We start from the raw sequence: 25,604 nt of genomic DNA, 5'->3' as shown, positions 1-25,604 counted from the left end.
AGTTGTATTCTGGAGAATCGAATGAAAATCGTAAAGAACACCGTCGTGTCGGTCGCTTACAAGCTATCGGATGCGCAGGGCAATCTGATTGAAGAAAGCGACGAGCCGATGGTCTATCTGCACGGCGGCTATGATGGCACGTTCCCCAAGATCGAGGAAGAGCTCGACGGCCACGAGGCCGGCTTCGAGACCCAGATCCAGCTCGAGCCGCAAGACGCGTTCGGTGAGTACGACCCCGATCTCGTGAAGATCGAGCCGCGCGATCGCTTCCCGGAACCGCTTGAAGTCGGCATGCAATTCGAAGGCACGCCGGAAGAGGGCGATGAGGATCTCGATTCGCTCGTCTACGTGGTGACCGACGTGGCAGAAGATAAAGTCGTGCTCGACGGCAACCATCCGCTCGCCGGCATGGCGCTGCGCTTCGCGCTGACCGTCAAGGACGTGCGTCCGGCTACTGAGGACGAAATCCAGCACGAACACGCGCATGGCGCCGACGGCCTCGAAGTACTCGATGACGATGACGACGAAGCCGAAGACGACAAGTCAGGGCCCACGCTGCACTGAGCTTGCGGGCGTCCCGGGAGCGCCTGAAGGCGCACCCGGTGCACGCGGCAAAACCGCCGCATCGGGCGGGGCGGACATGGCGGGCCCATAATCGCCGCTGCCGTCGTCCGCCGGTCTGCGCTGCGGCTGGTCGGGTTGAACCGGTTGTGGCTGCCCGGGCGTCGGCAACAACGGCGGCAATTCGGAAGCGGGGCCTAACGCAGGCACGGCCGGCATCGAAGCCGACGGTTCTTCACGCGGCGGCGCGGGCGGCGCCGCAGGCATCGGCATTTGCCTCGGCACGTCGCGCACACTCACGCGGAACGGCGGTTTCCTGCCGAAATCCGCTTCAATCTGAATCCACTGGTTAAGACGATCACGCGGCGCAAACGCGACACGCGTGAGATTCGTTACCAGCATCCCCTTGTCGTTGCGTAGCGGCTGATCGATCACGAAGCCGGCGCTCGCACGTTCATCGTCGCAATGAATCACCAGCACGGGGCCGCGGAAAGTCTGTGCGAGTTTGACGAGGCTGCGTTTGAATTCCAGAAAACCGTCGCGGCGCGTGTTGCGCGCAAAGCGCAGCCACGCAAAACGGTCGGGCCGTTCGTAACGTTCCGGATCAGGGTCACCCTGAATGAAGACGACAATCGCGCGCGCTTCGCGGCGTTTGGCGTATTCGGCGGCGTGCTCGAGCCAGAATGCGTTGGCGATCACGCGGTCTTCGAACTCGCCGTTGCGGCCGCCCGCAGTCAGGTAGTGATTGTTCGGACCCGGCGCGTTCAGGCCGACAAACACGGTATCGCCGACTTGCCAGCGCACGTTCTCCCGGAACGGACGAAAGCGTGACACTTCGCTCTCGCGCGTCAATGCAATCGGGTTTTGACCCATCGACGTGGAGTCCGTGAACAGGGTCTGGCGCAATTGATCGAGCCGCTCGACCGGGTCGAAGCCGCCGGCCTCAGCCGTGCCGCAGTTGGCCCAGTCGTGCTGGCCCGGAATGAAGAAGAGGGCGGGCCGCGACGTTTCGAGCAACGCGTGGCGCCGTTCGTATAACGCATCGCGGCAGGCTTCTTTCGCGCCCTTCAGATTGCCGTCATAGACGATGAACGATACGTCGCGGTCGCGGCCGATCGCCTCGATCAGGCGTTGCGTGGGCGCTTCGTCGGCGGGGTTTTGCATCGTGCTGGCGACGACCGCGAAGGCATAGCGCGGCGCTTCGGCGTGCGCCAGCGGGGCAAACGCGACGAGCCCCACCAGCGACGCGAAGCCGCTCGTGAGCGTGAAGGCGAGGGTCAGCGCCGAGCAAAGTTTGCGCGGACGCTGCTGAGGCCTGTGTGCGTCAATGATCTGCATCCGGCGCGGCGGCCAGCTCGTGCAGTTCGTACAGCAGATCGAGCGCTTCGCGCGGGCGCAGATCGTTCGGGTCGATTGCGCGCAAACGCTCGACGAGTAACTGCATGGCCGGCGATGCCGCCGCCGATGCCGGCGTGTCATGGCGTTGATCGCGTTCGTCGTCGGCGTCTTCGACCAGCATGGGCATGGGTGCGGCGAACAGATCGAGTTGCGGTGCGGGTTGCGCCGCCGATTGCTGTTCGAGATGCGCGAGATGCTTGCGGGCCGCGCGGATCACTGCGTTCGGCACACCGGCCAGTTGCGCGACCTGCAACCCGTAACTCTGATTCGCCGGACCTTCACTGACCGCATGCAGGAACACAATGCCGTGCCCATGCTCGACTGCCGACAGGTGCACATTGGCCGCCTGTGGAAACTCGGCGGGCAACTGCGTCAATTCGAAGTAGTGCGTGGCGAACAGCGTATGACAGCCGTTGTGCGAGAGCAGGTGCCGCGCGATGGCCCACGCTAGCGCCAAGCCGTCGAACGTCGACGTGCCGCGCCCAATCTCGTCCATCAGCACGAGACTTTGCGGGGTCGCGTCGTTCAGGATCGCCGCCGCTTCTGTCATCTCCACCATGAAGGTCGAACGGCCGCCGGCCAGATCGTCCGCCGCGCCGATCCGCGTGAAGATGCGATCGATCGGACCGAATGCCGCGCGCCGTGCCGGCACATAGCTGCCGACGTACGCGAGCAACGCGATCAGCGCAGTCTGCCGCATGAAGGTCGACTTACCGCCCATGTTCGGGCCGGTGATCAGCAGCAGTTTGCGCTCCGGTGTGAGCGTGCAGTCGTTAGCGATGAACTGCTCGACCTGCGCCTCCACAACCGGATGCCGGCCTTGTTCGATTTCGATGCCGGTATCCGGCGAAAACGTCGGCGCGACCCAATCGAGGGCGCGGGCGCGCTCGGCGAAGGCCGTCAGCAGATCGAGTTCGGCGAGTGCTGCGGCGACCCGCTGGCAATCCGGGATGAAAGGCAGCAGCGCTTGCAGCAACGCGTCGTACAGCGAGCGTTCGCGGGCCAGCGCGCGCTCCTGCGCGGACAGCGCCTTGTCTTCGAACGTTTTCAGTTCCGGCGTGATGTAACGCTCGGCGTTTTTCAGCGTCTGCCGGCGGCGGTAGTCGTCCGGCACCTTGTCGGTCTGACCGCGCGTGACTTCGATATAGAAGCCGTGCACCTTGTTGTACTCGACCCGCAGATTGCCGATGCCGGTGCGCGCCCGTTCGCGCGTTTCGAGGTCGATCAGGAACTGTCCGCAGTTCTCCGAAATATCTCGCAACTCATCGAGTTCCGCATCGTAGCCGCGGGCGATCACGCCGCCGTCGCGCACCATGGCGGAGGGTTCTTGCGCGACCGCGCGCTTGAGCAGTTCGACACACGCTTGCGGCGGTTCCAGCGACGCGTCGATACGCGCCAGCGAATCCGCATTGGACGAAACGGCCGCGAGTTGTGTGCGCAACTCGGGCAAGGCGATGAATGTATCGCGCAGGCTCGACAGATCGCGAGGCCGCGCCGACAGCAGCGCGAGACGCCCGGTAATCCGCTCGATGTCGGAGATCTGCCGCAACGCGCCGCGCAGCGTTTCGACGCCTGCGCCCGGCGGCGCGTCGAGCAATGCGCCGATGGCCTGCTGACGTGCTTGCGCCACAGCGGCTTCGCGTGGGGGATGGTGCAGCCAGTGACGCAGCAGACGGCTGCCCATCGTCGTGCAGCAGGTGTCGAGCAGCGAGCACAGTGTGGGCGATTCGGTGCCGCGCAGCGTTTCCGTGAGTTCAAGATTGCGGCGCGTGGCAGGGTCGAGCCCGATATATTCGGACTCGTACTCGACCTTCAGGCTGCGCACGTGACGCAATTGCTGGCCTTGCGTGGCCGCCGCATACAGCAGCAGCGCGCCCGCCGCGCCGCATGCCGCCGTCAGCGAATGCGCTCCGAAGCCATCGAGGCCGGCCACCTCCAGTTGATCGCACAGACGCTGTGTGCCCGAGGTGATATCGAAGTGCCAGACCGGCACGCGGGTGAGGGCGCCGGCGTTGACGGGCGGCGTCCAGCTCGCAGAGTCCGCGAGGGTGTCGGCCACCAGAATTTCTGCGGGACGAATCCGTTCGAGCGCGGCGGCTACCTGGTCGGGCGCGACTTCGGCGAGGCGCAATGCGCCGCTCGCCAGATTCAGCCACGCGAGCCCGATGCTCGTTGCGACGCCGCGGCGGTTATGCGCGACGCACAGCGCCATCAGATAGACGTCGCTCTTGTCGGACAGAAGTGCCGCGTCTGTCAGTGTGCCCGGCGTTACCACGCGCACGACTTTGCGCTCCACGGGCCCCTTCGACGTAGCCGGATCGCCGATCTGCTCGCAAATCGCGACGGATTCGCCGAGCTTCACCAGCTTGGCCAGATACTGTTCGACCGCGTGATGCGGCACGCCCGCCATCTTGATCGGGTTGCCCGCCGACGCGCCGCGCTGCGTAAGTGTTAAATCGAGCAAACGCGCAGCCTTTTCCGCATCTTCGAAAAAGAGCTCGTAGAAGTCGCCCATCCGGTAAAACACCAGCGTGCCGGGATGATCCGCCTTGATGCGCAGGTACTGCTGCATCATCGGCGTGTGTTGTGCGACGTCATTGGCCGCTGCGGTTTGAATGCCCATCCTTGGTGTCTTCTTGCGTAAGCTGTTCAGGGCGTGAGTTTAACCTGCCGGCGCGGCGAGCGGACCCTGGCTGGACGGCCAATCCGCGAAGCATTTCAGACCGCGAGGCGAATTCTCGTGCCAACTGGGCGGCGCTCGCCATGCCGTCACTCTTCCACCAGCGCCCGCATATCCACCGTGCGCTCATTCACGGCACTGCGCCGTTTTGCGAGCCACATCATGAACGTGATGAAGCTGCCGAACACGACGATGATCCATTGCGCCGGCATCTTGGCGATGAGCAGCAGCGCGTAGGCGCCGAGCATCAGCAGCACGGCCAGGTTCTGGTTGAAATTCTGCACCGCGATCGAATGGCCCGCGGAGAGCAGCGTCGCGCCGCGATGCTGAAGTATCGCGTTCATCGGCACGATAAAAAATCCGGACAGCGCGCCGAGCAGAATCATCACAGGATAGGCGAGCAGGATATAGATCGGCAGGACATACGAGCCGATACGAATGCCGGCGCCGGCCGGAAACATGTCCTTGTTATAGAACGCCACGGCGATCGCGACCGCGCCGGTGAGGATGCCGATCGGCAGCACGCGCAGCGAACGGCGCAACGGAATCAGCGCGGCCGCGGCAGCCGCACCGACGGCGATGCCGAGACCCGTGACGCCTTGCATCACGGCGGCCTTCGACAGCGACAAGCCGAGGTTCACGTTCGCCCATTTGAGCACCAGCAATTGCAGTGTGACCGCGCCACCCCACATCAGCGTCGTGACCCACAGCGCGATCTGTGCGAGCTTGTCGGCCCACAGCACGTTGAAGCAATGATAGAAGTCGCCGACCAGTTTCTTCGGTTCGGTCAAACGGTTCGGATAGCGCGCGCCAGTGTCGGGAATGAAGACGTTGATTCCCGCTGCAATGGCATAGGTGAGCATCACCGCGAACATGGCCAGATCGGCGGAGGAGCGGATCAGAGGCAAATGCGCATGGGCGACGAATTTATCGGCAACGGTGCTGATCAGCGCGCCGCCGACCATCGTGCCGACAATGGTCGACAGGACGGTGGCCGATTCGAGCCACGCGTTCGCCTTGACGAGTTTTGCCGCGGGCAGGAGCTCGGTGAGAATGCCGTATTTGGCCGGTGAATATGCGGCCGCGCCAAAGCCGACCACGCCGTACGCGATCATCGGATGAACGCCGGCGATCATCATCAGGCAGCCGCTCGCCTTTAGCGCGTTGGAGATGAACATGACGTGCCGCTTTTGCATCGCGTCGGCGAACGCGCCGACGAAGGGAGCGAGCAACACGTAGGAGATGGTAAAGAAAATCTGCAGCAGCGGCGTGACCCAGGCGGCCGAACGGATCACCGACAGCAAGGCGATGGCGGCGATCAGCAGTGCATTGTCCGCGAGCGACGAAATGAACTGCGCCGCGATGATTGTGTAGAAGCCTTTTTTCATGAAGCGGATCGGAAACTGCGCGGAAGTCTGGCGCGAAGCAGGGCGCTGCAAAAAACGCGCGAAACGCAGCCGGCGATCGAGCATGCCGGCGCGGCCTCCCGCTTTGTAGCACGAACGCCTGCCGGATGCAGGCGCGCCAACGAAAAGCGGCCGCAGCCGCTTTTCGTGTTGCCGATGCCGGCGCAGAGCGGGCCGGATAACGGGTTTCGGCTCCAGACCTGAGACCTCAGACCTCAGAAACCCGAGACCTTAAGCCGATTGCTGACGCGTACGGCTGTAGCGCGACAGGATCGGGATCATCTGCGCGTAGACCTTCGGATTGCCCGCGACAATTTCGCCAACGTGCAGGAAATCCGAGTCCCCCGTGAAATTGCCGACCAGACCGCCGGCTTCCGTGATCAGCAGGCTGCCCGCGGCGACGTCCCACGGATTCAGGCCTTGCTCGAAGAAGCCGTCCATCCGGCCCGCGGCGACGTTGGCCAGATCGAGCGCGGCGGCGCCCGGACGGCGCAGGCCGGCGCAGGCTTCGGTCATTTCGGCGAACTGGCGGCCGTACGCTTCGAGACCGTCCTTTTCGCGGAACGGGAAGCCGGTGCCGATCAGGCCATCAGCGAGGCGGTCGCGCTTGGCGACACGAATGCGGCGGTCGTTCAGGAACGCGCCGCGGCCGCGCGAAGCGGTGAACAGGTCGTTGCGGGTCGGATCGTAGACCACGGACTGCGTCACGATGCCCTTGTGGGCGAGCGCGATCGACACGCAGTAGTACGGGAAGCCGTGGATGAAATTGGTGGTGCCGTCGAGCGGATCGATGATCCACTGATATTCGGACTCGTTGTCCGACTTGCCGGATTCTTCGGCGAGGATGGCGTGATCGGGGTAGGCGGTCTTGAGCGTGTCGATGATCGCAGCTTCAGACGCTTTGTCGACCTCCGTGACGAAATCGTTGTGCTGTTTCTTGCTGACCTGGAGGAGATCGAGGTCGAGCGACGCGCGGTTGATGATCTGGGCTGCGCGGCGCGCGGCCTTCACAGCAATATTGAGCATGGGATGCATGAGACTGGATCCTTGTGCCGGGGCAGCACGGCTGCTTACCGGTAAATGAGCGCGGGATGAGCGCTAATTGAGCGCCATCGAGGGGCGCGGAAACAGCACGGAACGCACGTCCGGTAGAGGACCGGTGCGCATTCCGCCGACGGAGACGAATTGAATAAGAACGAGGCGCCGGATTTTTCGTAGGCGAAAGCCGGGCGCGAATATTGGTATTTTACCTGAGTCCGGGCGCCGCGGCAGCGGTTGCGGTCCGGCACGCGGTATGTTGGTCGGTGAGCGCGCGTTTTGTGCGGCCATCACATGCAATTCACGCGCAATTCGGAGCCGATGCGGGGTTGGCGCTACCATACGCGTTCTCTAGCCTGCCGAGTTTCATCGTGGACCACACCCACCATTCTTCCGATCCCGCCGTCGCGGACCTGCGCGGCGGTTTTACGTCGACGCGCTTCGTGCTCGTCGAGCCCAGCCATCCCGGCAACGTCGGCGCCGCGGCGCGCGCGCTGAAAACCATGGGATTCTCGCGCCTCGTGCTGGTGTCGCCACGCATGCCGCACGTGCAAAGCGATCCGGAAGCCATTGCCATGGCGAGCGGCGCCGACGACGTGCTGGCATCCGCGCACGTCGTGCCGACGCTGGCCGACGCGTTGAGCGGCGTGCATTGGTCGGTCGCGCTGACCGCGCGGCTGCGCGAGTACGGGCCGCCGCAATGGACGCCGCGTGCCGCGGCCGGTGCCGCGCATGAACAGGCGATGCATGGAGAGATCGCGCTGGTGTTCGGCAATGAACGCACGGGTTTGTCGAATGAGGACGTCGAGCGTTGTAGCGCACTCGCGCATATTCCGGCCAATCCGGCCTATAGCTCGCTCAATCTTGCGCAGGCCGTGCAGGTATTGGCGTATGAATTGCGCACGGCGTATTTGTCGGACGGCGAGGCAAAGCCCGCGGCGCCTGCCGCGGCTCAAGCGTCCGCAGGGCAGGGCGAGCCGGCCGGCGCACGGGCGGCGAGCGACGAAATCGAAAGCATGTATGCGCATCTGGAAAGCGCGCTGGTTGCGCTCGAGTTTCTCGATCCGGCCAATCCGAAAAAGCTGATGTCGCGTTTGCGGCGCCTGTTCGCGCGTTCCGGTCTGGAGCGGGAGGAAGTGAATATCGTGCGCGGCATCGCCAAGCATATTCTGCTGAAGACCAAGCCGCCGGGGGGCGACGCTTCTTAAGGGGCGTGGGCCTTAACGGCGACCCGGTGGCCCCCCAGCTTCAACCCTCCGGCGCACCAACCGCCCCCGCCATCGACGACCTTGCCGGCAGCGTGGGCTTCCGGCAGGTTTTGCGCAATCGTCCTACAATCGCTCGAAACGTTCTAAGCAAAGCTGCCGATCTGCTATGCGGCAAGCATCTGCGGTGCGTGGTGTTTCACGCATGCGGCCTTTTCCCCCACGACACAGTCCCTGCCATGTTCACGAGACTTCGCGAAGACATTGCCACGATCCGCGAGCGCGATCCCGCCGCCCGCAGCGCCTGGGAAGTCCTCACGTGTTACCCGGGGCTGCACGCGCTCGTGCTGCACCGGCTCGCGCACGCATGCTGGCAGGCCAGACGCCGCTGGCTCGCGCGGTTCGTCTCGCAGATGGCGCGTTTCATGACCGGTATCGAAATCCATCCAGGCGCGACGCTGGGCCGCCGCGTGTTCATCGATCATGGCATGGGCGTCGTGATTGGCGAGACAGCGCAAGTCGGCGACGACTGCACGATCTACCAGGGGGTGACGCTCGGCGGCACGTCGCTTACACGGGGTGCGAAGCGCCATCCGACGCTCGAGCGCGGCGTGATCGTCGGGGCGGGGGCGAAGGTGCTCGGCGGCTTTACGATTGGCGCAGACGCGAAAATCGGCTCGAATGCGGTGGTCACGAAGCCAGTGCCGGCAGGCGGCACGGCGGTGGGCAATCCGGCCCGGATCATCGTCCCGGCGGCGGCTGCCATGGCGTCAGCCGCTGCGTCCGATGCGGAGTCTGGCGGCGCCGCACGCGACGCCAAACGCGCGTCCAAAAGCAGCGCATTCTGCGCGTACGGCATCACGCCGAATGCGGACGATCCGGTCTCGCTCGCGATTCACGGCCTGATCGATCACGCCGCCACGCAATCGAAGCGTATCGACGAAATCGTCGACGCGCTGGAGCGGCTGGGAACAAGTCTGGCAGGACTGCAAGGCGCCGATGCGGCGCTGCTCGATTTGCGGCGCCTGTCCGCTGCTATTGCAGGAAAGGTGGAAGGCGTCGCGGCGGAGCGCTAATCCTCCGCCAATTGCGCGGGAGCGCTTGTCGCGAGACGCCGGCGAATCATGCCCATGCCCATGCGCGCGCGCTGGCAACCGGCAAACCGGCAAACCGGCAACCGGCAACCGGCAACCGGCAACCGGCAACCGGCAACCGGCAACCGGCAACCGGCAACCGGCAACCGGCAACCGGCAACCGGCAACCGGCGTGCGCTGATCAATCCAGCGGCAACGCCCGAATCCCCTCCGCATCGATCCGCAGATAACCGCCACGGCGCTTGCCGTGGTCGAGATCCCAGTCCGGCAAAACCCAGCGCATGCCGCCCGGCTCGCGATGCCGCGCCGGCCGGTGCGTGTGCCCATGAATGATCGTGGCCGTTTTCGACGACTTGAATAATGCAGCGACGGCCTTCTCCGTCACGTCATACTTCGGCGAAATCGGGCGCGAGCGGCCTAGCTCGCTTTTCGAACGCATATTTTCCGCAAGCGCCTGACGCCAGCGAAACGGCCACGCGAGAAACAGCATCTGCGCGACACGGATACGCGCAAAGCGGCGGAAAAATTGATAGCCGCGATCCGCGGTGCACAGGCCGTCGCCATGCGCGAGGGTGATACGTGTGCCGAATGCGGTGATCACGAACGGATCGGGCAACCAGATCGCGCCGGCCGCTTTCATGAAGCGCTTGCCGAGCAGAAAATCGCGATTGCCGTGCATGATGTAGAGCGCGATGCCGCGCTCCGACAACGTGTGCAGCAACGCCGCCAGCCGCGCGACGAACGGCTCGACGAGCATGTCGTCGCCGACCCAGTACTCGAACAGATCGCCGAGAATGAAAACCGAATCCGCCTGCTCGGCCGTGACGCGAATGAAGTGCTCGAATGCGGCGACCGTGTGCGGAATCGCCTCGCTCAGATGAATATCGGAGAGGAAAAAAAACGGGCGTGCGGCGTGCGGGCGTTTGCCCTCGCCAGGCACGCCCGCGGCGACGCTTCGCAGCGGCGTTTCTTGCAGCATTGAAGGTGCCTGATTTCAGTTCAAACGGGTTGGCCCTGATCGGACGCTTAGTCGACGATCACCGCTTTTTCGATCACGACGTCGTCGGCCGGCACGTCCTGATGGAAGCCCTTCGAACCCGTCTTGACCTTCTTGATCTTTTCGACGATGTCCATGCCTTCGACGACCTTGCCGAACACGGCGTAGCCCCAGCCCTGCGGCGTCGGCGACGAGTGGTTCAGGAAGTCGTTGTCGTTGACGTTGATGAAGAATTGCGCGGTCGCCGAATGCGGGTCGTTGGTACGAGCCATCGCGACCGAGCCGTTGACGTTCTTCAGGCCGTTGTTCGCTTCGTTGGTGATCGGCTCAGCCGTCGGCTTCTGCTTCATGCCGGGTTCGAAACCGCCGCCCTGGATCATGAAGCCGTCGATCACGCGGTGGAACACCGTGTTGTCGTAGTGACCGGCCTTCACGTAGTTGAGGAAGTTCTCAACCGACTTCGGCGCCTTTTCAGCGTCCAGTTCGAGTTTGATGACGCCGTGGTTCGTGTGCAGTTCAACCATGATGGAATCCTTTGATGAACGGGTGGGTTAAAAGGCGCGGCCGCCCGTCACGTGAGATGCGATGACGACGGGCCGCGCCGGGTGTATAGATTTAGCGTTGACTTCCCGTGCAGCGTGCCTGGTGCTGTCCGTGCTGTTTCAGTGCTGCTTTTGTTCTGCGTTGTCCTGCCTGGGTCTGTTACTTGCCGACAACCGTGGCCGATTCGATCACGACCGGCTTTTGCGGTACGTCGCTCATCGGGCCGCGCGTGGTGGTGGGTGTGCCTTCGATCTTCTTCACAACGTCCATGCCGCTCGTGACCTTGCCGAACACCGCGTAGCCGTTGCCGTCCGGATTCGGATAGTCGAGGCCGGCGTTGTCCACCGTGTTGATGAAGAATTGCGCGGTGGCCGAATCCGGATCGCTGGTGCGCGCCATGGCGAGCGTGCCGGCGGCGTTCTTCAGACCGTTACGGCTTTCGAGTGGAATCGGCGCGCGCGTGGGCTTCTCGGCGAAGCTCTGCGTATAGCCGCCGCCCTGAATCATGAAGCCGCGAATCACCCGATGGAAAATCGTGCCGCTGTACTGGCCGGACTTCACGTAGTCGAGGAAGTTGGCGACGGTTTTCGGCGCCTTGTCAGGATACAACTCGACGCGGATGTCGCCTTCCGTGGTCTTGAAGAGGACGGACGGATGCGCGGCCTGCGAACCGGACTGGGCAAAGGCGGGGGCATTTGCGATCAGGGCGGCGCTGCCGAGCGCCAACATCAACCATTTCATGAAGATCCTCAGGGTTGGATAAACGTGTTGCCGAAAACGATGACAGTGTTAGCGCGACGGCGCCATGTAGGGCGGCATGGCGAGCGAGCCATTTGCGCCGCCGTACTGGAAACTCGGTGTCTGCGTCATGTCTGAGGTAGCGCGCGAGGCGCTCGCCTCGGCGGGCGCGGCGGCGGCTTTTTTCACCGGCGTTTTGCTCTTGGGCGGTGAGATGACGTTCTGGATGTCGGCGAGGCGCTGCGAGGTCGTGGCGCTGGTTTTGCCGAGGCTCTGCGCGCGGCGGTACGCTTCGTTGGCCATGCGCAGATACAGATCGCCGAGATTCTCGTACGCGAGGCCGTAGCCCGGATTCACCTTGGTCGCCGTTTCGAGCGCGGCGCGTGCTTCCGCATAACGGCCGTGCTTCGCGTAGAGCGCCGCCAGGTTGTTATACGGCTCGGGCAGCTCGGGATACATTTCCGTGAGTTCGGTGAACGCGGTGATCGCCTCGTCGTCGCGATTCAGATGGGCCAGCACCGTGCCGCGCTTGAACCTGGCTTGCGCGTCGCGCGGATTCGAGGCGATGCGCGCGTCGAGTTGGGTGAGCGAGGCTTGCCAGTCTTTCTGCGCAATCGACGCGTCGATCTCCGGCGTGTTGTCACGCACGGCGGGCCCCTGCGGCATCGTGGCGGCTTTCTGCGCGTACGCGGCAGCACCCGGCAAGACCGTGAGGGCGACGGCGCAGAATGCCGTCGCGGCGAGGGTCGCAGCACTGCGCGCGCGGCCGCTGGAAGGTTTCATAGGCTCAGGTCTGGATGTTATACTCCGACCCATTCTAACAAAAGGTCTGCGCGTTCCGTCGAACCGCAAACTCTCTTTTCGTCACTCGTGGTCGTCTCCGCCTTGATCGCAGCCTGACCGCCGCACCAGGTGCACCGGTTTGCTGCTGTGCGTGTTGCAGCATGGAACGCACCCGCCGTTTTCTCGCGGGGGCGCCCTATGCCCGAAACAACACGAAACACATTGCGGATTTCTTTCGGCCCACGCACCGTTCTCTATGGAATCACTGCGCATCTACAACACGCTCGCGCGTGACAAACAAACTTTCGTGCCGATGCAAAATGGCGTCGTGCGGATGTACGTCTGCGGGATGACCGTGTACGACTATTGTCACGTCGGTCATGCGCGCGTGATGGTCGTGTTCGACATCGTGCAGCGGTGGTTGCGCACGCTCGGTTACGACGTGACCTACGTGCGCAATATTACGGATATCGATGACAAGATCATCCGGCGTGCGGTCGAGAACGGCGAAACGATCAAATCGCTGACTGATCGCTTCATCAAGGCGTTGCACGAAGACGCGGACGCACTCGGCATCGAGCGGCCCGATCTGGAGCCGCGCGCCACCGATTTCATTCCGCAGATGCTCGGCATGATCGAGAAACTCGAGGCGAACGGCTACGCGTATCAGGCGGCCGACGGCGACGTGAACTACGCGGTGCGCAAGTTCGCGGGCTACGGCAAGCTGTCGGGCAAATCGCTCGAAGATCTGCGCGCCGGCGAACGCGTCGCCGCGAACGACGCGAAGCAGGACCCGCTCGACTTCGTGCTGTGGAAGCCGGCGAAGCCGGGCGAACCGGCGGACACCGGCTGGGAGTCGAAGTACGGGCGCGGCCGGCCGGGCTGGCACATCGAATGCTCGGCCATGGGCTGCGCGTTGCTCGGCGAACATTTCGACATTCATGGCGGCGGTCAGGACCTGCAGTTTCCGCACCACGAGAACGAAATTGCACAGAGCGAAGCTGCGACCGGACAAACCTTCGTCAATTACTGGATGCACAACGGCTACGTACAGATCGACAATGAGAAGATGTCGAAGTCGTTGAACAACTTCTTTACGATCCGCGAAGTATTGGCGCAGTACGATGCCGAGGTCGTGCGGTTTTTCATCGCGCGTGCGCATTACCGGTCGCCGTTGAATTACAGCGACGTTCATATCGACGACGCGCGCAATGCCCTCGCGCGGTTGTATACGGCGCTGAAAGACGTCACACCGGACGGCGCGGAGCTCGACTGGAACGAAGCGCATGCGCAGCGTTTCCAGGCAGCAATGAACGACGACTTCAACACGCCGGTTGCGGTGTCGGTGTTGTTCGAGTTGGCAACTGAAGTGAACCGCACGCGCGACCCCGCGCTGGCCCGTCAATTGCGCTCGCTCGGCGCTTTGCTCGGGCTGCTCGGCCGAGAGCCGCGTGCCTATCTGCAGCAGGCTGCGGGCGCCGCCGCGGAAGGCGCGCTCGACGCCGCCGCGATCGAAGCGAAGATCGCCGCGCGCGTGGCCGCAAAGCAGGCAAAAGACTATACGGCAGCAGACCGGATCCGGGCCGAATTGCTCGACTCCGGCGTTGCACTTGAAGACAAACCCGGCGGGTTGACCGAGTGGCGGCGCGTGTGAGCGCACCTCGACCTTCCCTTTGATCGACTCGCCAGGCAGGAGGCAGGATGGCAACGGCCACGAAGACGCCGGCTAAACGAGCCACGTCTCAAACAAACGCGGCAGCCGCAGCAAAGTCGACACGAACGTCGGCTCGTGCGGATAGCGGCGCGGTAAAGAAAGCGTCGTCGAAAGCCGCCGGGGTGGCGGCGAAGACAGGTGCGGGCGCAGCGGCGGGCGCAGTGAAGAAGGCTGCGGCCAAGCGCGTGCTGAACGGCGCGTCGGCGTCCGCGCCCGCTGCGAAGCGCGCCAAGGCACCGCGTGCAAAAAGCAATGGCGCGTTGCCTGCCGAACTCGCCGGCGACGTGCAGGAACTTGCGCGCATTACGCACGAAGGGCGCGAAGGCGAAGTCGTGCGCAAGACGCGCGCGTCATCGAGTGCGGGCGGCGAAGCAGGGGGGGGCGCTGAACTTGCGGTGCCGGTGCAGATCGGCGGCCTCACGCCTGAAGTCACCCGTCCGGCGTATTGGGACAAGGCGTGTGCGGACCTCGTCAAGCGCGACCGTATTCTGAAGAAGCTGATTCCGAAGTTCGGCCCGGTGCATCTGCTGAGCCGTGGCGATCCGTTCGTCACGCTCGCGCGTTCGGTGGTCGGGCAGCAGATTTCGGTGGCGTCCGCGCAAGCCGTCTGGGCGAAAGTCGAGGCGGCATGTCCGAAGCTCGTGCCGCAGCAGTTCATCAAGCTCGGTCAGGACAAGCTGACCGCGTGCGGCCTTTCCAGGCGCAAGGCCGAATACGTGCTCGATCTCGCGCAACACTTCGTGTCGGGCGCGTTGCATGTCGGCAAATGGACGTCGATGGACGACGAGGCGGTGATCGCCGAACTCACGCAGATCCGCGGCATCGGCCGCTGGACCGCGGAAATGTTCCTGATCTTCAATCTGTCGCGCCCGGACGTGCTGCCGCTCGACGACCTCGGCCTGATCCGCGCGATCAGCGTCAATTACTTTAGCGGCGAGCCAGTTACGCGCAGCGAGGCGCGTGAGGTTGCGGCAAACTGGGAGCCGTGGCGCACGGTCGCCACGTGGTATATGTGGCGTAGTCTCGATCCGTTGCCGGTTGACTACTAAGAAGAGAACAAGAAGCGGACCGTTTAAAAAACTATCAATTGTTAAAAATTGATAGTTGCGAGAGGGTTTTGACATCGGCGCGCGCGGTTAGAATACGCGCTGCCGGTAAGTCCAAGGATTACAACCAATGAAGACCACCTTTCTGGATTTCGAACAGCCGATCGCTGAACTCGAAGCGAAGATCGAAGAATTGCGCTTCGTGCAGGACGATTCGGCCGTCGATATTTCGGAAGAGATCGAGCGGCTGTCCAAGAAGAGTCAACAGCTCACTAAAGATCTGTACGCGAACCTCACCCCATGGCAGGTTTCGCAAATCGCCCGACACCCCCAGCGCCCGTACACGTTCGACTACGTGAACGAGCTGTTCACCGATTTCCACGAGCTGCACGGTGACCGCAACTATGCGGACGATCTGTCGATCGTCGGCGGCCTCGCGCGTTTCAACGGCCAGGCCTGCATGGTGATCGGCCATCAGAAGGGCCGCGACACCAAGGAGCGCGCGCTGCGCAACTTCGGTATGCCGCGTCCGGAAGGTTATCGCAAGGCTGAACGCCTGATGCGTCTCGCCGAGAAGTTCGGCTTGCCGATCTTCACGTTCATCGATACGCCGGGCGCCTACCCGGGGATCGGCGCGGAAGAGCGCGGCCAGTCCGAAGCGATCGGCCGCAATCTGTACGTGATGGCTGAACTGAAGACGCCGCTGATCGCCACGATCATCGGCGAAGGCGGTTCGGGCGGCGCGCTCGCGATTGCCGTCGGCGACAGCGTGCTGATGCTGCAGTTCTCGACCTATTCGGTGATTTCGCCGGAAGGTTGCGCGTCGATCTTGTGGAAGAGCGCCGCGAAAGCGCCGGAGGCCGCGGAAGCGCTCGGCCTGACCGCGCATCGTCTGAAAGCGCTCGGTCTGATCGACAAGATCGTCAACGAGCCGCTCGGCGGCGCGCATCGCGATCCGAAGGGCATGGCCGCCATGTTGCGCCGTGCGCTCGCCGATTCGCTGCGCCAGTTCCAGGGCATGAGCATCAACGACCTGCGTCAACGCCGTTTCGAACGGTTGATGTCGTACGGCAAGTTCAAGGAAACGACGCCGGGTGCGTAAGCCCGCGCGCGTTTTCTTTCGTCCTTCGGCGCTTCACGCGCTAGCGACGTGACTCCCACCACCGATTCGCCCGCCGACCGCCTCGTTCTTGAGGCGGTCGGCGCGGCGCTGTCCGCGCTGCCTGCGGATGGGCGCATTGCGGTGGCGTTCAGTGGCGGCGTCGATTCGAGCGTGCTGCTCGATGCGGCGGCGCGTGTCGCGGGCGCGTCGCGTTGTGTCGCGCTGCATGTGCATCATGGCCTCAGCGCTCACGCCGACGCGTGGCTTGCACACTGCGAGGCGTTTGCACAGGAACGTGGCGTCGAATTCGCGGCGCAGCGCGTCGAAGTGCCGCGTGACGCGGGCGTGAGTGTCGAGGCCGCGGCGCGCGATGCGCGTTACCGCGCGCTGGACGCAATGTGCGCAACACGCGCCGTGCACACGCTATGGCTCGCGCAACACGCTGACGACCAGGCGGAGACGGTGCTGTTGCAACTGCTGCGCGGCGCGGGCCTGGCGGGTCTGGCTGCAATGGCGCCCGAGTATTGGCCGGCGGGCGCCTCTGCGGTGCGCGTGAGACCTTTGCTGCACCTGCTGCGAGCGCAACTCGAACAGTATGCGAACGCCCGCGATCTGCGCTGGATCGACGACGAATCGAACGCCGACACACGTTACGCGCGCAACGCATTGCGCCACGAGGTGACACCGGCGCTGGCCGTCCACTTTCCTGGTTTTCGCGACGCACTCGCGCGCACGGCGGCGCATGCGGCATCGGCGCAACGTCTGCTCGACGATCTGGCGCGCATCGATCTGGACGCAGCCGTGCGCGATGAAGGCCGTGCGCTATCGCATGACGCGCTGCTCACCCTCGGCGACGATCGCGCGCTCAACCTGCTGCGCTACTGGATGCGCACGCTGGGTCTCGTCGCTGCATCGACCGCGCGTCTGACCGACGCTTTGCGCCAGTTGCGCGAAGTCGGGGAAGCCGGCGAGGGCCATAACCTGCGTATCGATCATGCGGGGCAGGCGTTGCGCAGCTATCGCGGTCTCGTCTACTGGGAAGCGGGCGAAAGCAGCGAAGCCGCCGACGAAACCGCGCTCACCGAGCGCGCAGTCAGTGAACTCGCATGGCAGGGTGAAGCGATCTGGCGTTTGCCGCAATGGCGAGGCACGTTTGTGTTTGTCGCTGTCGCGGCGAATCTGGACGGCGAGGCCGGCGCTGTTTCCGATGGCGATGGTGGTGCAGATGCCGATTGCGATGGCGACGCCGACGCGTGCGGCAATGCCGATGCAGCGCGGGGCGATCCGGATACGTTTCCCGTCAGCGTTCTACGCCGGGCATTGTTGAGCGCGCGATCGCGCAGCGGCGGCGAACGGATGCGCACGAGCGCCGCACCCGGCAGCCCGAGCCGCACGCTGAAAAACCTGTTCCAGGAGCGAGGCATTCCCGCATGGAAGCGTGACGTGCCGCTGCTTTACGTGGGCGGCGATCTGCTATTCGTGCCCTTGCTCGGGCTGAACCGCGCAGCGTTGCCCGAACAGGTCAATGCGGCCGAGCCGCGTGTCAGGATCATTTGGCGCGACGATCTGCTGATTGCCTGATTGCCTGATTGCCTGATTGCCTGATTGCCTGACCGCCTGACCGCCTGACCGCCTGACCGCCTGACCGCCTGACCGCCTGACCGCCTGACCGCCTGACCGACCAGTCGGACAGGCGGACAGGCGGACTATCTATCCGGTGAATCGCCGAACCAGGGCGCAAAACCGCACCGGATAAGCTTTTTCAGGCCGTAATATGGGCCATTCGACGGGCATTTCGGCTTGTCTTTTTGCGCTCGATCGGGTAATTTAACTTGTTTGCCCGACCCGATTTCGCGGTCGCTGTCGTCGGTTTGCGATCGTGATCCGTCGTTTCCGGTAAGCCACTAGCGACCATTCCCGGGCAAATCCGCGCGTGCTGCACGCGCGCTGCATCTGCGCCGCCACACACTTTGCCGTCGTTCACAAGACGTTGCGCTCCTGTGCTTTTGTGCGGTCGTCTCCAGCGCGCCAGCGCGGTTTATCCTCCAGTTCAGAACGACAATGGCACTCATCGTACATAAATACGGCGGCACCTCGATGGGCTCGGTCGAGCGCATCAAGAACGTCGCCAAGCGCGTCGCGAAATGGCACAAGGCTGGCCACAAGATGGTCGTCGTGCCGTCGGCAATGTCCGGCGAAACCAACCGCTTGCTCGGTCTTGCGAAAGAAATCACGAGTCAGCCGAGCCCGCGCGAACTCGACATGATTGCCGCTACCGGCGAGCAGGTCAGCTCGGGACTGCTGGCCATCGCGCTGCAGGAAGCCGGCATCGACGCGGTCAGCTATGCCGGCTGGCAAGTGCCGGTCAAAACGGATAGCGCGTTCACGAAAGCACGCATAAGCGAAATCGACGGCGAGCGCGTGCTGCGCGATCTCGACGCGGGCAAAGTGGTGGTGATCACCGGCTTCCAGGGTATCGATCCTGACGGCCACATCACCACGCTCGGGCGCGGCGGTTCGGATACGTCCGCTGTCGCGGTCGCTGCCGCATTGAAAGCCGACGAGTGCCTGATTTACACGGACGTCGACGGCGTCTACACGACCGACCCGCGCGTGGTGGAAGAAGCGCGCCGCCTCGATCGCGTGACGTTCGAAGAGATGCTGGAAATGGCAAGCCTGGGTTCCAAGGTGCTGCAGATCCGCTCGGTGGAATTCGCCGGCAAATATCAGGTGAAGACGCGTGTGCTGTCGAGCCTGACCGATCCGCTCATCCCGCTCGACACTGAAATGAAGTCGGGCACCCTGATTACTTTTGAAGAAGACGAGACCATGGAAAAAGCAGTCATCTCGGGCATCGCGTTCCAGCGAGACGAAGCTCGTATCGCCGTGATGGGGGTGCCCGACAGGCCGGGCATCGCATATCAGATTCTCGGCCCGGTGGCGGACGCGAATATCGACGTCGACATGATCATCCAGAACCAGAGCGTCGAAGGTAAAACCGCCTTCACGTTCACGGTCGGCCGCGGCGACTATCAGCGCGCCATGGAGATCCTCACTACCCAGGTGAAGGGGCATGTGCAGGCTGAGCAGGTCTTGGGCGATCCGAAGGTGTCGAAGGTGTCGGTGGTCGGCGTCGGCATGCGCTCGCACGTGGGTATCGCGAGCACGATGTTCCGCACGCTGTCGGAAGAGGGCATCAATATCCAGATGATCTCCACCTCCGAAATCAAGATTTCGGTGCTGATCGACGAGAAGTACATGGAGCTCGCCGTGCGCGCGCTGCATAAGGCGTTCGAACTGGATCAGGTGTAATTTGCTGCACGCGGGGCGGAGCGAGGTGATGTGAGCAGGCGCACCGCGTCTCCGAATGCATGACTGCATGCCAGGGCAACGTGAATAAATTGCGTCGTCGATGACAAAACTGGCACAAAAAATGTTCGGTAGACATTGACCTTCGCGGTTCGGCCCGCTATTATCTTGGCTTCGTTGCGCTGACTCCCTGCGCAACCGAAAGTTTGGGAGACGTGGCCGAGAGGTCGAAGGCACTCCCCTGCTAAGGGAGCATCTGGGCCAAAACCTGGATCGAGGGTTCGAATCCCTCCGTCTCCGCCAGCAATGGCGGCAAACCCCGCAGAGTTTAGGCTCTGCGGGGTTTTGTTTTTGTGCCGCTCGCACTCAGCATCAAAACGCGTGGCGCAACCCGATCATGCCGACGAATTGCGATGGCCCTGACGATGGCGTCGTATTCTGCGAGTCGCCGACCACAGCCACTGCGTCAGTCATGCTCGTCCCCGTGCTGCCCGCAGCAACCAACGTCTTGCCCCGCGCATGCTGATACGCCTCCAATGCGTATAACGTCGTGCGTGTGGAGAGGGAGTACGTCTGCTCGAGCGAAATCTGCTGATAGCGTGCAGCATCGCTGATGCCATTCGCATTGCTGGCTTGCGTGTAGCTGTAGCCGGCACCGACAGTGACGGCTGGCGTGATCCGGTACGTGGAAATCACGCCGTACGTATTGAACACGCCTTCGTCGGTGAACAGCGAACCGGAGCCCGGCGCGTACTGCACGTTCGAATTGGTTTACGCCGACCATCAGGTCCTGGTGGATGTAGCGAGCCGCTGCGGCGAACAACTGCGCGCTGCGTGCCGCAAGAATGCTTCGATATCCTACTGATATGCGGGACGCCAATACCGCGGTCACAAGACCGATCGAGGAGGCGGCGACCGGATTCCCGGCGCGTGCGCGAGCAGCGGCTAGAATTGCCTCGCAGCGGCGAGGGCGGTGAAAGATGGGTAATTGGCCGGCGGATGGGCGACTAACGGCAAGGCGGCCTGATTGCACTGGCACTACTTTTTCACCAGAACTTTGTCCAATGTAACGAGACGTAACCGGGCGGTCAGCAGCGCGATGTTATGCATCAGTTATTACAAAGTTGAAATACGCGGATGGCTGCCTTGCGCTATATTTCGGCCAACAACACATTCGTCAAAAGGGGTGATCAATGAAGTCCGCGCGTCTTGTTCCACTTCTGATCGGGGTTCTCGGGTTGGCTGCGTCGGGTGCTGCAATGGCCGGCGGGGTCAACATTGGTGTCAACATCGGCATTCCCGCGCCGGTCTACGTGGCCCCGGCTCCGGTCTATGCACCGCCTCCGCCGCCTCCGCCGCCCGTCGTCTACCAGCCTGCTCCCGTGTACTACGGTGGCCCGACGATCGTGATCGGCTGGCACGGCGACCGCTACTGGGACGGCCGCCGCTACTGGGCGCGTGACGACTGGTATCGTCATCATCCTCCGGGCCGCTACGATTACGGCCGCGACCACTACGACAATCGTCGCGGCTGGCACTAAGCCGCTAAGCCAAGGTTGAACCCGCAATGGAGTCGAAAAAAACCGCCGGTTGGGCGGTTTTTTTATTGCGCTCGCGAAACCAGCAGGCCCGTCAGCAGGATACGTTTACCAGCGAGGAAGCCCATGAATTCTTCCAATGAGGTTTGCTCACCACGCGCGTGAAGGTCGGGCAGATCCGATGCGCGGACAGCGCGGGTTTATTGGGTAGAATTCTCTCGCATTGCAATTGCCCACTGACCAACAAGGCCCCTATGACAACTGGCTCGCGATGGGTTCAAACGCCTCAAGCACCTTGGTGCAGCGTGATTCACAGGCTATCGCGTGTCGGTCTACCGGTTGTGCCGCGGGTTGTGCCACGTTCCTGGCGCTCGGCGTGCGCCGCCGCACTGTGCAGCGTGTCTGCCCTGGCTGGTTTGCTCGCGGCGCCCGAGGCCCATGCGGCCTATGCGATCGCGCAATACGGCGAGCCGAAATATCCGGCCGGTTTCAAGCACTTCGACTACGTCAACCCGGATGCGCCAAAAGGCGGCACGCTGGTGCTGGCCAATCCGAGTCGGCTTACCAGTTTCGATAAATTCAATCCGTTCACACTGCGCGGCAATACCGCACCGGGCGTCGATCTGCTGTTCGAAAGCCTGACCATCGGCAGCAGCGACGAAGTGGCCTCCGCCTATGGCCTGCTCGCCGACGACATCGATATCGCGCCCGACGGCCTGTCGACCACGTTCCACATCAATCCGCGCGCCCGGTTTTCGAATGGCGATCCGGTCACTGCCGACGACGTCAAGTTTTCGCTCGACACGCTGAAAAGCCCGCAAGCTGCGCCGCAATTCGCATCGATTTTCGGTGAGATCACGCGTGCGGTAGTGGTGGATCCGCGTACGATCCGCTTCGAGTTTCATCAACGCAATCGGGAGTTGCCGTTGCTCGCGGGCAGCATGCCGGTCTTCTCGCGCAAGTGGGGGATGAAGCCGGATGGCAGCCGGATCGCATTCGACCAGCTGGCGTTCGAGAAGCCGATCGGAAGTGGGCCGTACCTGATCGAACAGTACGACAACGGCCGCACGATCACCTACCGGCGCGACCCGAACTACTGGGGCGCGGCGCTGCCGGTGCGCGTCGGCATGAACAATTTCGATCGCATTGTTTATAAGCTGTATTCGGATAACGTCGCGCGGCTGGAAGCGTTCAAGGCGGGCGAATACGATGCGATGGTCGAATACGTCGCGCGCAATTGGGTGCGGCGCGACGTCGGCAAGAAGTTCGATAGCGGCGAGTTGATCAAGCGCGAATTTCCGCAGCACAACGGCACCGGCATGCAGGGCTTCATGCTCAATCTGCGCCGGCCGTTGTTTCAAGACGTGCGGGTGCGCAAGGCGCTCGATCTCGCGCTCGATTTTCAGTGGCTGGACCGCCAGCTGTTCTTCAATCAGTACACGCGCATCGACAGCTTCTTCGCCAATACGGATTTGCAGGCGAAGGGTCTGCCTGCGCCGGGCGAACTCGCGCTGCTCGAACCATGGCGCGCAAAACTCGATCCTGCGGTGTTCGGTCCGCCGCCGAAGCAGCCGGACACGGATCCGCCGGGTTCGCTGCGCGCCAATCTCCTGCAGGCGCGTGCCTTGTTGCAGCAGGCAGGGTGGACTTATCGCGACAACGCGCTGCGTAACGCCAAAGGCGAGCCGTTCCAGTTCGAGATCCTCGACGATTCCGGGTCGGCCGCGCAAATGGAGCCGATCGTCGCGACGTTCATCCGCAATCTGCAGAAGCTCGGCATTACCGCCACGTTTCGGGTGTCCGATTTCGCTGTCTATCAGAAGCGTCTCGACGCATTCGATTTCGACACGACCACGATCCGCATGCCGGACGTGCAGGTGCCAGGATCGGAGCAGATCGACCGCTTCGGCAGCAAAGCCGCGGACACCCCGGGCTCGGACAACATGATCGGGTTGAAGTCGCCGGCCGTCGACGCGATCCTGAACGCGCTCGTGCATGCGCAGACGCGCGAGCAACTGGTCGACGCGACACACGCGCTCGACCGCGTGCTGATGCATGGCTACTATGTGGTGCCGCACTGGTACAGCGCGACGCATCGGGTGGCGTTCAAGCGCGGGCTTGCGTGGCCTAAGACCTTGCCTCTGTACTATGGAGCGGAAGGCTGGATCACGTCGATGTGGTGGTATGCCCAGCCGCACCCGCCGCACCCGCCGCACCCGCCGCAACCGCCGCAACCGCCGCAGCCGCAAGCTCAGGCGCGCTAAAGCGTCATTCATTCACCGCCTTCGCACCGGAAACGCCGCCATGTGGAGCTACATCCTCAAACGCCTGTTGTTGATGATCCCGACCTTGCTCGGCGTGCTGACGCTGACCTTCGCCGTGATCCAGTTCGTCCCGGGCGGCCCGGTCGAACAGATGCAGCACGAACTGCGCAAAGGTGCGGAGAACGGCGCGCCGTTCGGTCTGCGCTCGCATACCGGCGTCGACGCGCAGCAGATCGCGCAATTGAAAGCGCTGTATGGCTTCGACAAACCGCCGCTCGAACGCTATGTCCTGATGCTAAAGCGCTTCTCGACGTTCGACCTTGGCCAGAGCTATTTCCGCCACCAAAGCGTGTGGTCGCTAATCGTTTCGAAGTTGCCGGTGTCGATCAGCATCGGCTTATGGACGTTCTTTCTGACTTACCTGATATCGGTGCCCTTGGGCATCGCCAAGGCGGTGCGCAACGGTTCGCGCTTTGATATCGCGACGAGCCTGGTCGTGTTGGTCGGTTACGCGATTCCGGGCTTTGTATTGGGTGTGCTGTTGCTGGTGCTGTTCGGCGGCGGCAGCTTCCTGCAGCTCTTCCCGCTGCGCAATCTCACCTCGGACAACTGGGCGCAGCTGAGTGTTGGCGGCAAGATCGTCGACTACCTGTGGCATATCGCGTTGCCGATCACGGCCTCGGTGGTAGGCAGCTTCGCCGTCGTCACGATGCTGACGAAAAACGCCTTCCTCGACGAAATCCGCAAGCAATACGTGCTGACCGCGCGCGCCAAAGGTTTGTCGGAAAAGCGCGTGCTGTGGAAGCACGTGTTTCGCAACGCGTTGCTGCCGTTGATCGTCGGTTTTCCGGCGGCGTTTATCGGTGCATTTTTCACCGGCAGTCTGCTGATCGAGACGCTGTTTTCGCTCGACGGACTCGGCCTGTTGTCGTACGAATCCGTGGTGCGGCGCGATTATCCGGTCGTGCTCGGCACGCTGTATCTGTTCACGCTGATCGGTCTTGCGACCAAGCTGATCTCCGATCTTTGCTATGTGTGGGTCGATCCCCGCATCCAATTCGAACAACTGGAGCGCTGATGAATCGAGCCCGCCTTTCAGCCGATGCGGCGGTGCGCACCGAACCGGTTCGCGCGTTCGTGTCGCCAACGCCGGCGCGCCGCGTCTGGCAGCGTTTTCGCCAGCAGCGACTGGGCTACTGGAGTCTGATCATCTTCGTCGTCGCGTTTGCGGTGAGCCTCGCCGGGCCGTTGTGGTCGAACGACAAGCCGCTCGTGGTGCGCTACGAAGGGCAGTTGTATTTTCCAATGTTCAAGACCTACGCGGAGACCACCTTCGGCGGCGACTTCCCGACGCCCGCCGATTATCTCGATCCGTATATCAAGCATCGTTTCGATACGCCGGGTAACTTCGCGGTGTATCCGCCGAACCGGTATTACTACGACACGCTGAATTATTTCTCGAAGGCGCCGAACCCGGCGCCGCCGTCGCGCGATAACTGGCTCGGCACCGACGACCGGGGCCGCGATCTCTTCGCGCGTCTTCTGTACGGTTTTCGCGTGTCGGTGGAATTCGGGCTGGTGCTGACCTTGATTGGCACCGTACTCGGGATTGCCGCGGGCGCTGTGCAGGGTTACTTCGGAGGGCGTACGGATATCATCGGGCAGCGTCTGATAGAAATCTGGAGCGCCATGCCGGAGCTTTACCTGTTGATCATTTTCTCGTCGATCTTCGAGCCGGGGTTCATTCTGCTGATCGTGCTGCTGTCGTTGTTCGGCTGGATCGGCTTGTCCGATTACGTGCGCGCGGAGTTTCTGCGCAACCGTCAGCAGGACTATGTGCGTGCGGCGCGGGCGATGGGGCTCTCGAACGGGCAGATCATGTGGCGGCACGTATTGCCCAACAGTTTGACGCCGGTGATCACGTTTTTGCCGTTCCGCATGAGCGGCGCGATTCTCGCGCTCACCAGCCTCGACTTTCTCGGCCTTGGCGTGCCATCGCCGACGCCGAGCCTCGGCGAACTGCTTGCGCAAGGCAAGGCGAATTTCGACGCTTGGTGGATCTCGTTGTCCACTTTCGGCGTGCTGGTCGCGATGCTGTTGCTGCTGACGTTCATGGGCGATGCGCTGCGTAATGCGCTGGACACCCGCATCTCCGATGCCATGCGAGCGGGAGGCAACCAGTGAGCGC

The 25,604-nt window shown here is 63.0% G+C and carries 20 protein-coding genes, 1 tRNA gene and 1 pseudogene; 13 read left to right on the top strand and 9 right to left on the bottom strand.

Translation table 11 applies throughout. The features are described from left to right. The first annotated feature begins 21 nt into the window (after positions 1–21). Positions 22–564, top strand: coding sequence for an FKBP-type peptidyl-prolyl cis-trans isomerase (locus tag AYM40_RS13075; protein ID WP_063496589.1), 543 nt, complete (start codon positions 22–24; stop codon positions 562–564). On the opposite strand, the gene AYM40_RS13070 is transcribed toward AYM40_RS13075, so the two are convergent. The 4 genes from AYM40_RS13070 to AYM40_RS13055 all read right to left on the bottom strand — a co-directional run bounded on the left by AYM40_RS13070 (position 544) and on the right by AYM40_RS13055 (position 7,080). Next, positions 544–1,899 carry a hypothetical protein gene (locus AYM40_RS13070; RefSeq protein WP_063496588.1) on the bottom strand — a complete coding sequence of 452 codons (1,356 nt, stop codon included), beginning with the start codon at positions 1,897–1,899 and terminating at the stop codon, positions 544–546. The genes AYM40_RS13075 and AYM40_RS13070 overlap by 21 nt on opposite strands. Next, the gene (gene mutS, locus AYM40_RS13065) at positions 1,886–4,582 is read right to left on the bottom strand and encodes a DNA mismatch repair protein MutS (RefSeq protein WP_063496587.1); all 2,697 of its coding nucleotides are present in this window, start codon (positions 4,580–4,582) and stop codon (positions 1,886–1,888) included. Before mutS ends, AYM40_RS13070 begins: the two co-directional genes overlap by 14 nt. Before the next feature lie 146 nt (positions 4,583–4,728). Then, entirely contained in the window at positions 4,729–6,027 is a 1,299-nt protein-coding gene (lplT, locus tag AYM40_RS13060) for a lysophospholipid transporter LplT (protein WP_063497993.1), read from the bottom strand. A gap of 249 nt (positions 6,028–6,276) precedes the next feature. Continuing rightward, on the bottom strand, positions 6,277–7,080 hold the full coding sequence (locus AYM40_RS13055; RefSeq protein ID WP_063496586.1) for an inositol monophosphatase family protein: 804 nt from the start codon (positions 7,078–7,080) through the stop codon (positions 6,277–6,279). Between the two features lie 374 nt (positions 7,081–7,454). Between AYM40_RS13055 and AYM40_RS13050 the strand changes: the two genes are divergently transcribed. Next, positions 7,455–8,291, top strand: coding sequence for an RNA methyltransferase (locus tag AYM40_RS13050; protein ID WP_063497992.1), 837 nt, complete (start codon positions 7,455–7,457; stop codon positions 8,289–8,291). A gap of 236 nt (positions 8,292–8,527) precedes the next feature. Next, positions 8,528–9,364, top strand: a complete 837-nt coding sequence (gene cysE, locus AYM40_RS13045) for a serine O-acetyltransferase (protein WP_063496585.1) — start codon at positions 8,528–8,530, stop codon at positions 9,362–9,364. 199 nt (positions 9,365–9,563) lie between these two features. Here cysE and AYM40_RS13035 read toward each other — a convergent pair whose 3' ends face one another. From AYM40_RS13035 to AYM40_RS13020, 4 genes are all read right to left on the bottom strand, one after another. Then, complete coding sequence (locus tag AYM40_RS13035; RefSeq protein ID WP_063496583.1) at positions 9,564–10,361, bottom strand: UDP-2,3-diacylglucosamine diphosphatase; 798 nt, start codon at positions 10,359–10,361, stop codon at positions 9,564–9,566. A gap of 47 nt (positions 10,362–10,408) precedes the next feature. Continuing rightward, a complete protein-coding gene (locus AYM40_RS13030; protein ID WP_063496582.1) occupies positions 10,409–10,903 on the bottom strand; it encodes a peptidylprolyl isomerase in 495 nt (164 codons plus the stop codon). Positions 10,904–11,081: 178 nt separating this feature from the next. After that, on the bottom strand, positions 11,082–11,663 hold the full coding sequence (locus tag AYM40_RS13025; protein WP_063496581.1) for a peptidylprolyl isomerase: 582 nt from the start codon (positions 11,661–11,663) through the stop codon (positions 11,082–11,084). Positions 11,664–11,711: 48 nt separating this feature from the next. After that, positions 11,712–12,443: a tetratricopeptide repeat protein gene (locus AYM40_RS13020; protein WP_063496580.1), complete on the bottom strand. Its 732-nt coding sequence runs from the start codon at positions 12,441–12,443 to the stop codon at positions 11,712–11,714. 256 nt (positions 12,444–12,699) lie between these two features. On the opposite strand from AYM40_RS13020, the gene cysS reads away from it, so the two are divergent. The 6 genes from cysS to AYM40_RS12990 all read left to right on the top strand — a co-directional run bounded on the left by cysS (position 12,700) and on the right by AYM40_RS12990 (position 19,917). After that, positions 12,700–14,097, top strand: coding sequence for a cysteine--tRNA ligase (cysS, locus tag AYM40_RS13015; RefSeq protein ID WP_063496579.1), 1,398 nt, complete (start codon positions 12,700–12,702; stop codon positions 14,095–14,097). A 47-nt stretch (positions 14,098–14,144) separates the two neighbouring features. Continuing rightward, a complete protein-coding gene (locus tag AYM40_RS13010; RefSeq protein WP_063496578.1) occupies positions 14,145–15,206 on the top strand; it encodes a DNA-3-methyladenine glycosylase family protein in 1,062 nt (353 codons plus the stop codon). A gap of 127 nt (positions 15,207–15,333) precedes the next feature. After that, positions 15,334–16,305: an acetyl-CoA carboxylase carboxyltransferase subunit alpha gene (locus AYM40_RS13005; RefSeq protein WP_007181378.1), complete on the top strand. Its 972-nt coding sequence runs from the start codon at positions 15,334–15,336 to the stop codon at positions 16,303–16,305. Between the two features lie 48 nt (positions 16,306–16,353). Beyond that, positions 16,354–17,886, top strand: a complete 1,533-nt coding sequence (tilS, locus tag AYM40_RS13000) for a tRNA lysidine(34) synthetase TilS (protein ID WP_063496577.1) — start codon at positions 16,354–16,356, stop codon at positions 17,884–17,886. A gap of 480 nt (positions 17,887–18,366) precedes the next feature. After that, positions 18,367–19,617: an aspartate kinase gene (locus AYM40_RS12995; protein ID WP_063496576.1), complete on the top strand. Its 1,251-nt coding sequence runs from the start codon at positions 18,367–18,369 to the stop codon at positions 19,615–19,617. Positions 19,618–19,823: 206 nt separating this feature from the next. Then, positions 19,824–19,917 (top strand) — tRNA-Ser (locus tag AYM40_RS12990). A gap of 69 nt (positions 19,918–19,986) precedes the next feature. On the opposite strand, the pseudogene AYM40_RS12985 reads toward AYM40_RS12990, so the two are convergent. Beyond that, positions 19,987–20,473 (bottom strand): annotated as a pseudogene (locus tag AYM40_RS12985) (porin); the annotation flags it as partial. Between the two features lie 334 nt (positions 20,474–20,807). Here AYM40_RS12985 and AYM40_RS12980 point away from each other — a divergent pair. The 4 genes from AYM40_RS12980 to AYM40_RS12965 all read left to right on the top strand — a co-directional run bounded on the left by AYM40_RS12980 (position 20,808) and on the right by AYM40_RS12965 (position 25,600). Then, entirely contained in the window at positions 20,808–21,155 is a 348-nt protein-coding gene (locus AYM40_RS12980; RefSeq protein WP_063496575.1) for a hypothetical protein, read from the top strand. A gap of 251 nt (positions 21,156–21,406) precedes the next feature. Further along, positions 21,407–23,416 carry an extracellular solute-binding protein gene (locus AYM40_RS12975; protein ID WP_236720843.1) on the top strand — a complete coding sequence of 670 codons (2,010 nt, stop codon included), beginning with the start codon at positions 21,407–21,409 and terminating at the stop codon, positions 23,414–23,416. Positions 23,417–23,456: 40 nt separating this feature from the next. Next, a complete protein-coding gene (locus AYM40_RS12970; protein ID WP_063497990.1) occupies positions 23,457–24,494 on the top strand; it encodes a microcin C ABC transporter permease YejB in 1,038 nt (345 codons plus the stop codon). Further along, positions 24,494–25,600 (top strand): ABC transporter permease, encoded by a 1,107-nt coding sequence (locus AYM40_RS12965; RefSeq protein ID WP_063496574.1) that lies wholly within the window; start codon positions 24,494–24,496, stop codon positions 25,598–25,600. Before AYM40_RS12970 ends, AYM40_RS12965 begins: the two co-directional genes overlap by 1 nt. Positions 25,601–25,604 lie beyond the last annotated feature (4 nt).

This window comes from Paraburkholderia phytofirmans OLGA172, assembly GCF_001634365.1.
Classification (GTDB): Bacteria; Pseudomonadota; Gammaproteobacteria; order Burkholderiales; family Burkholderiaceae; genus Paraburkholderia.
This window is presented reverse-complemented; position numbering and strand designations above follow the sequence as displayed.

Excerpts from the sequence above, each read along its gene's own strand:
- AYM40_RS13010 (WP_063496578.1), top strand. The coding sequence starts at position 14,145 with ATGGCAACGGCCACGAAGACGCCGGCTAAACGAGCCACGTCTCAAACA.
- AYM40_RS12975 (WP_236720843.1), top strand. The coding sequence starts at position 21,407 with ATGACAACTGGCTCGCGATGGGTTCAAACGCCTCAAGCACCTTGGTGC.
- cysS (WP_063496579.1), top strand. The coding sequence starts at position 12,700 with ATGGAATCACTGCGCATCTACAACACGCTCGCGCGTGACAAACAAACT.
- mutS (WP_063496587.1), bottom strand. The coding sequence starts at position 4,582 with ATGGGCATTCAAACCGCAGCGGCCAATGACGTCGCACAACACACGCCG.
- AYM40_RS12980 (WP_063496575.1), top strand. The coding sequence starts at position 20,808 with ATGAAGTCCGCGCGTCTTGTTCCACTTCTGATCGGGGTTCTCGGGTTG.
- AYM40_RS13030 (WP_063496582.1), bottom strand. The coding sequence starts at position 10,903 with ATGGTTGAACTGCACACGAACCACGGCGTCATCAAACTCGAACTGGAC.
- AYM40_RS13025 (WP_063496581.1), bottom strand. The coding sequence starts at position 11,663 with ATGAAATGGTTGATGTTGGCGCTCGGCAGCGCCGCCCTGATCGCAAAT.
- AYM40_RS13055 (WP_063496586.1), bottom strand. The coding sequence starts at position 7,080 with ATGCATCCCATGCTCAATATTGCTGTGAAGGCCGCGCGCCGCGCAGCC.
- lplT (WP_063497993.1), bottom strand. The coding sequence starts at position 6,027 with ATGAAAAAAGGCTTCTACACAATCATCGCGGCGCAGTTCATTTCGTCG.
- AYM40_RS13035 (WP_063496583.1), bottom strand. The coding sequence starts at position 10,361 with ATGCTGCAAGAAACGCCGCTGCGAAGCGTCGCCGCGGGCGTGCCTGGC.
- AYM40_RS13070 (WP_063496588.1), bottom strand. The coding sequence starts at position 1,899 with ATGCAGATCATTGACGCACACAGGCCTCAGCAGCGTCCGCGCAAACTT.
- AYM40_RS12970 (WP_063497990.1), top strand. The coding sequence starts at position 23,457 with ATGTGGAGCTACATCCTCAAACGCCTGTTGTTGATGATCCCGACCTTG.
- AYM40_RS13020 (WP_063496580.1), bottom strand. The coding sequence starts at position 12,443 with ATGAAACCTTCCAGCGGCCGCGCGCGCAGTGCTGCGACCCTCGCCGCG.
- AYM40_RS12995 (WP_063496576.1), top strand. The coding sequence starts at position 18,367 with ATGGCACTCATCGTACATAAATACGGCGGCACCTCGATGGGCTCGGTC.
- AYM40_RS13075 (WP_063496589.1), top strand. The coding sequence starts at position 22 with ATGAAAATCGTAAAGAACACCGTCGTGTCGGTCGCTTACAAGCTATCG.
- cysE (WP_063496585.1), top strand. The coding sequence starts at position 8,528 with ATGTTCACGAGACTTCGCGAAGACATTGCCACGATCCGCGAGCGCGAT.
- AYM40_RS13005 (WP_007181378.1), top strand. The coding sequence starts at position 15,334 with ATGAAGACCACCTTTCTGGATTTCGAACAGCCGATCGCTGAACTCGAA.
- AYM40_RS12965 (WP_063496574.1), top strand. The coding sequence starts at position 24,494 with ATGAATCGAGCCCGCCTTTCAGCCGATGCGGCGGTGCGCACCGAACCG.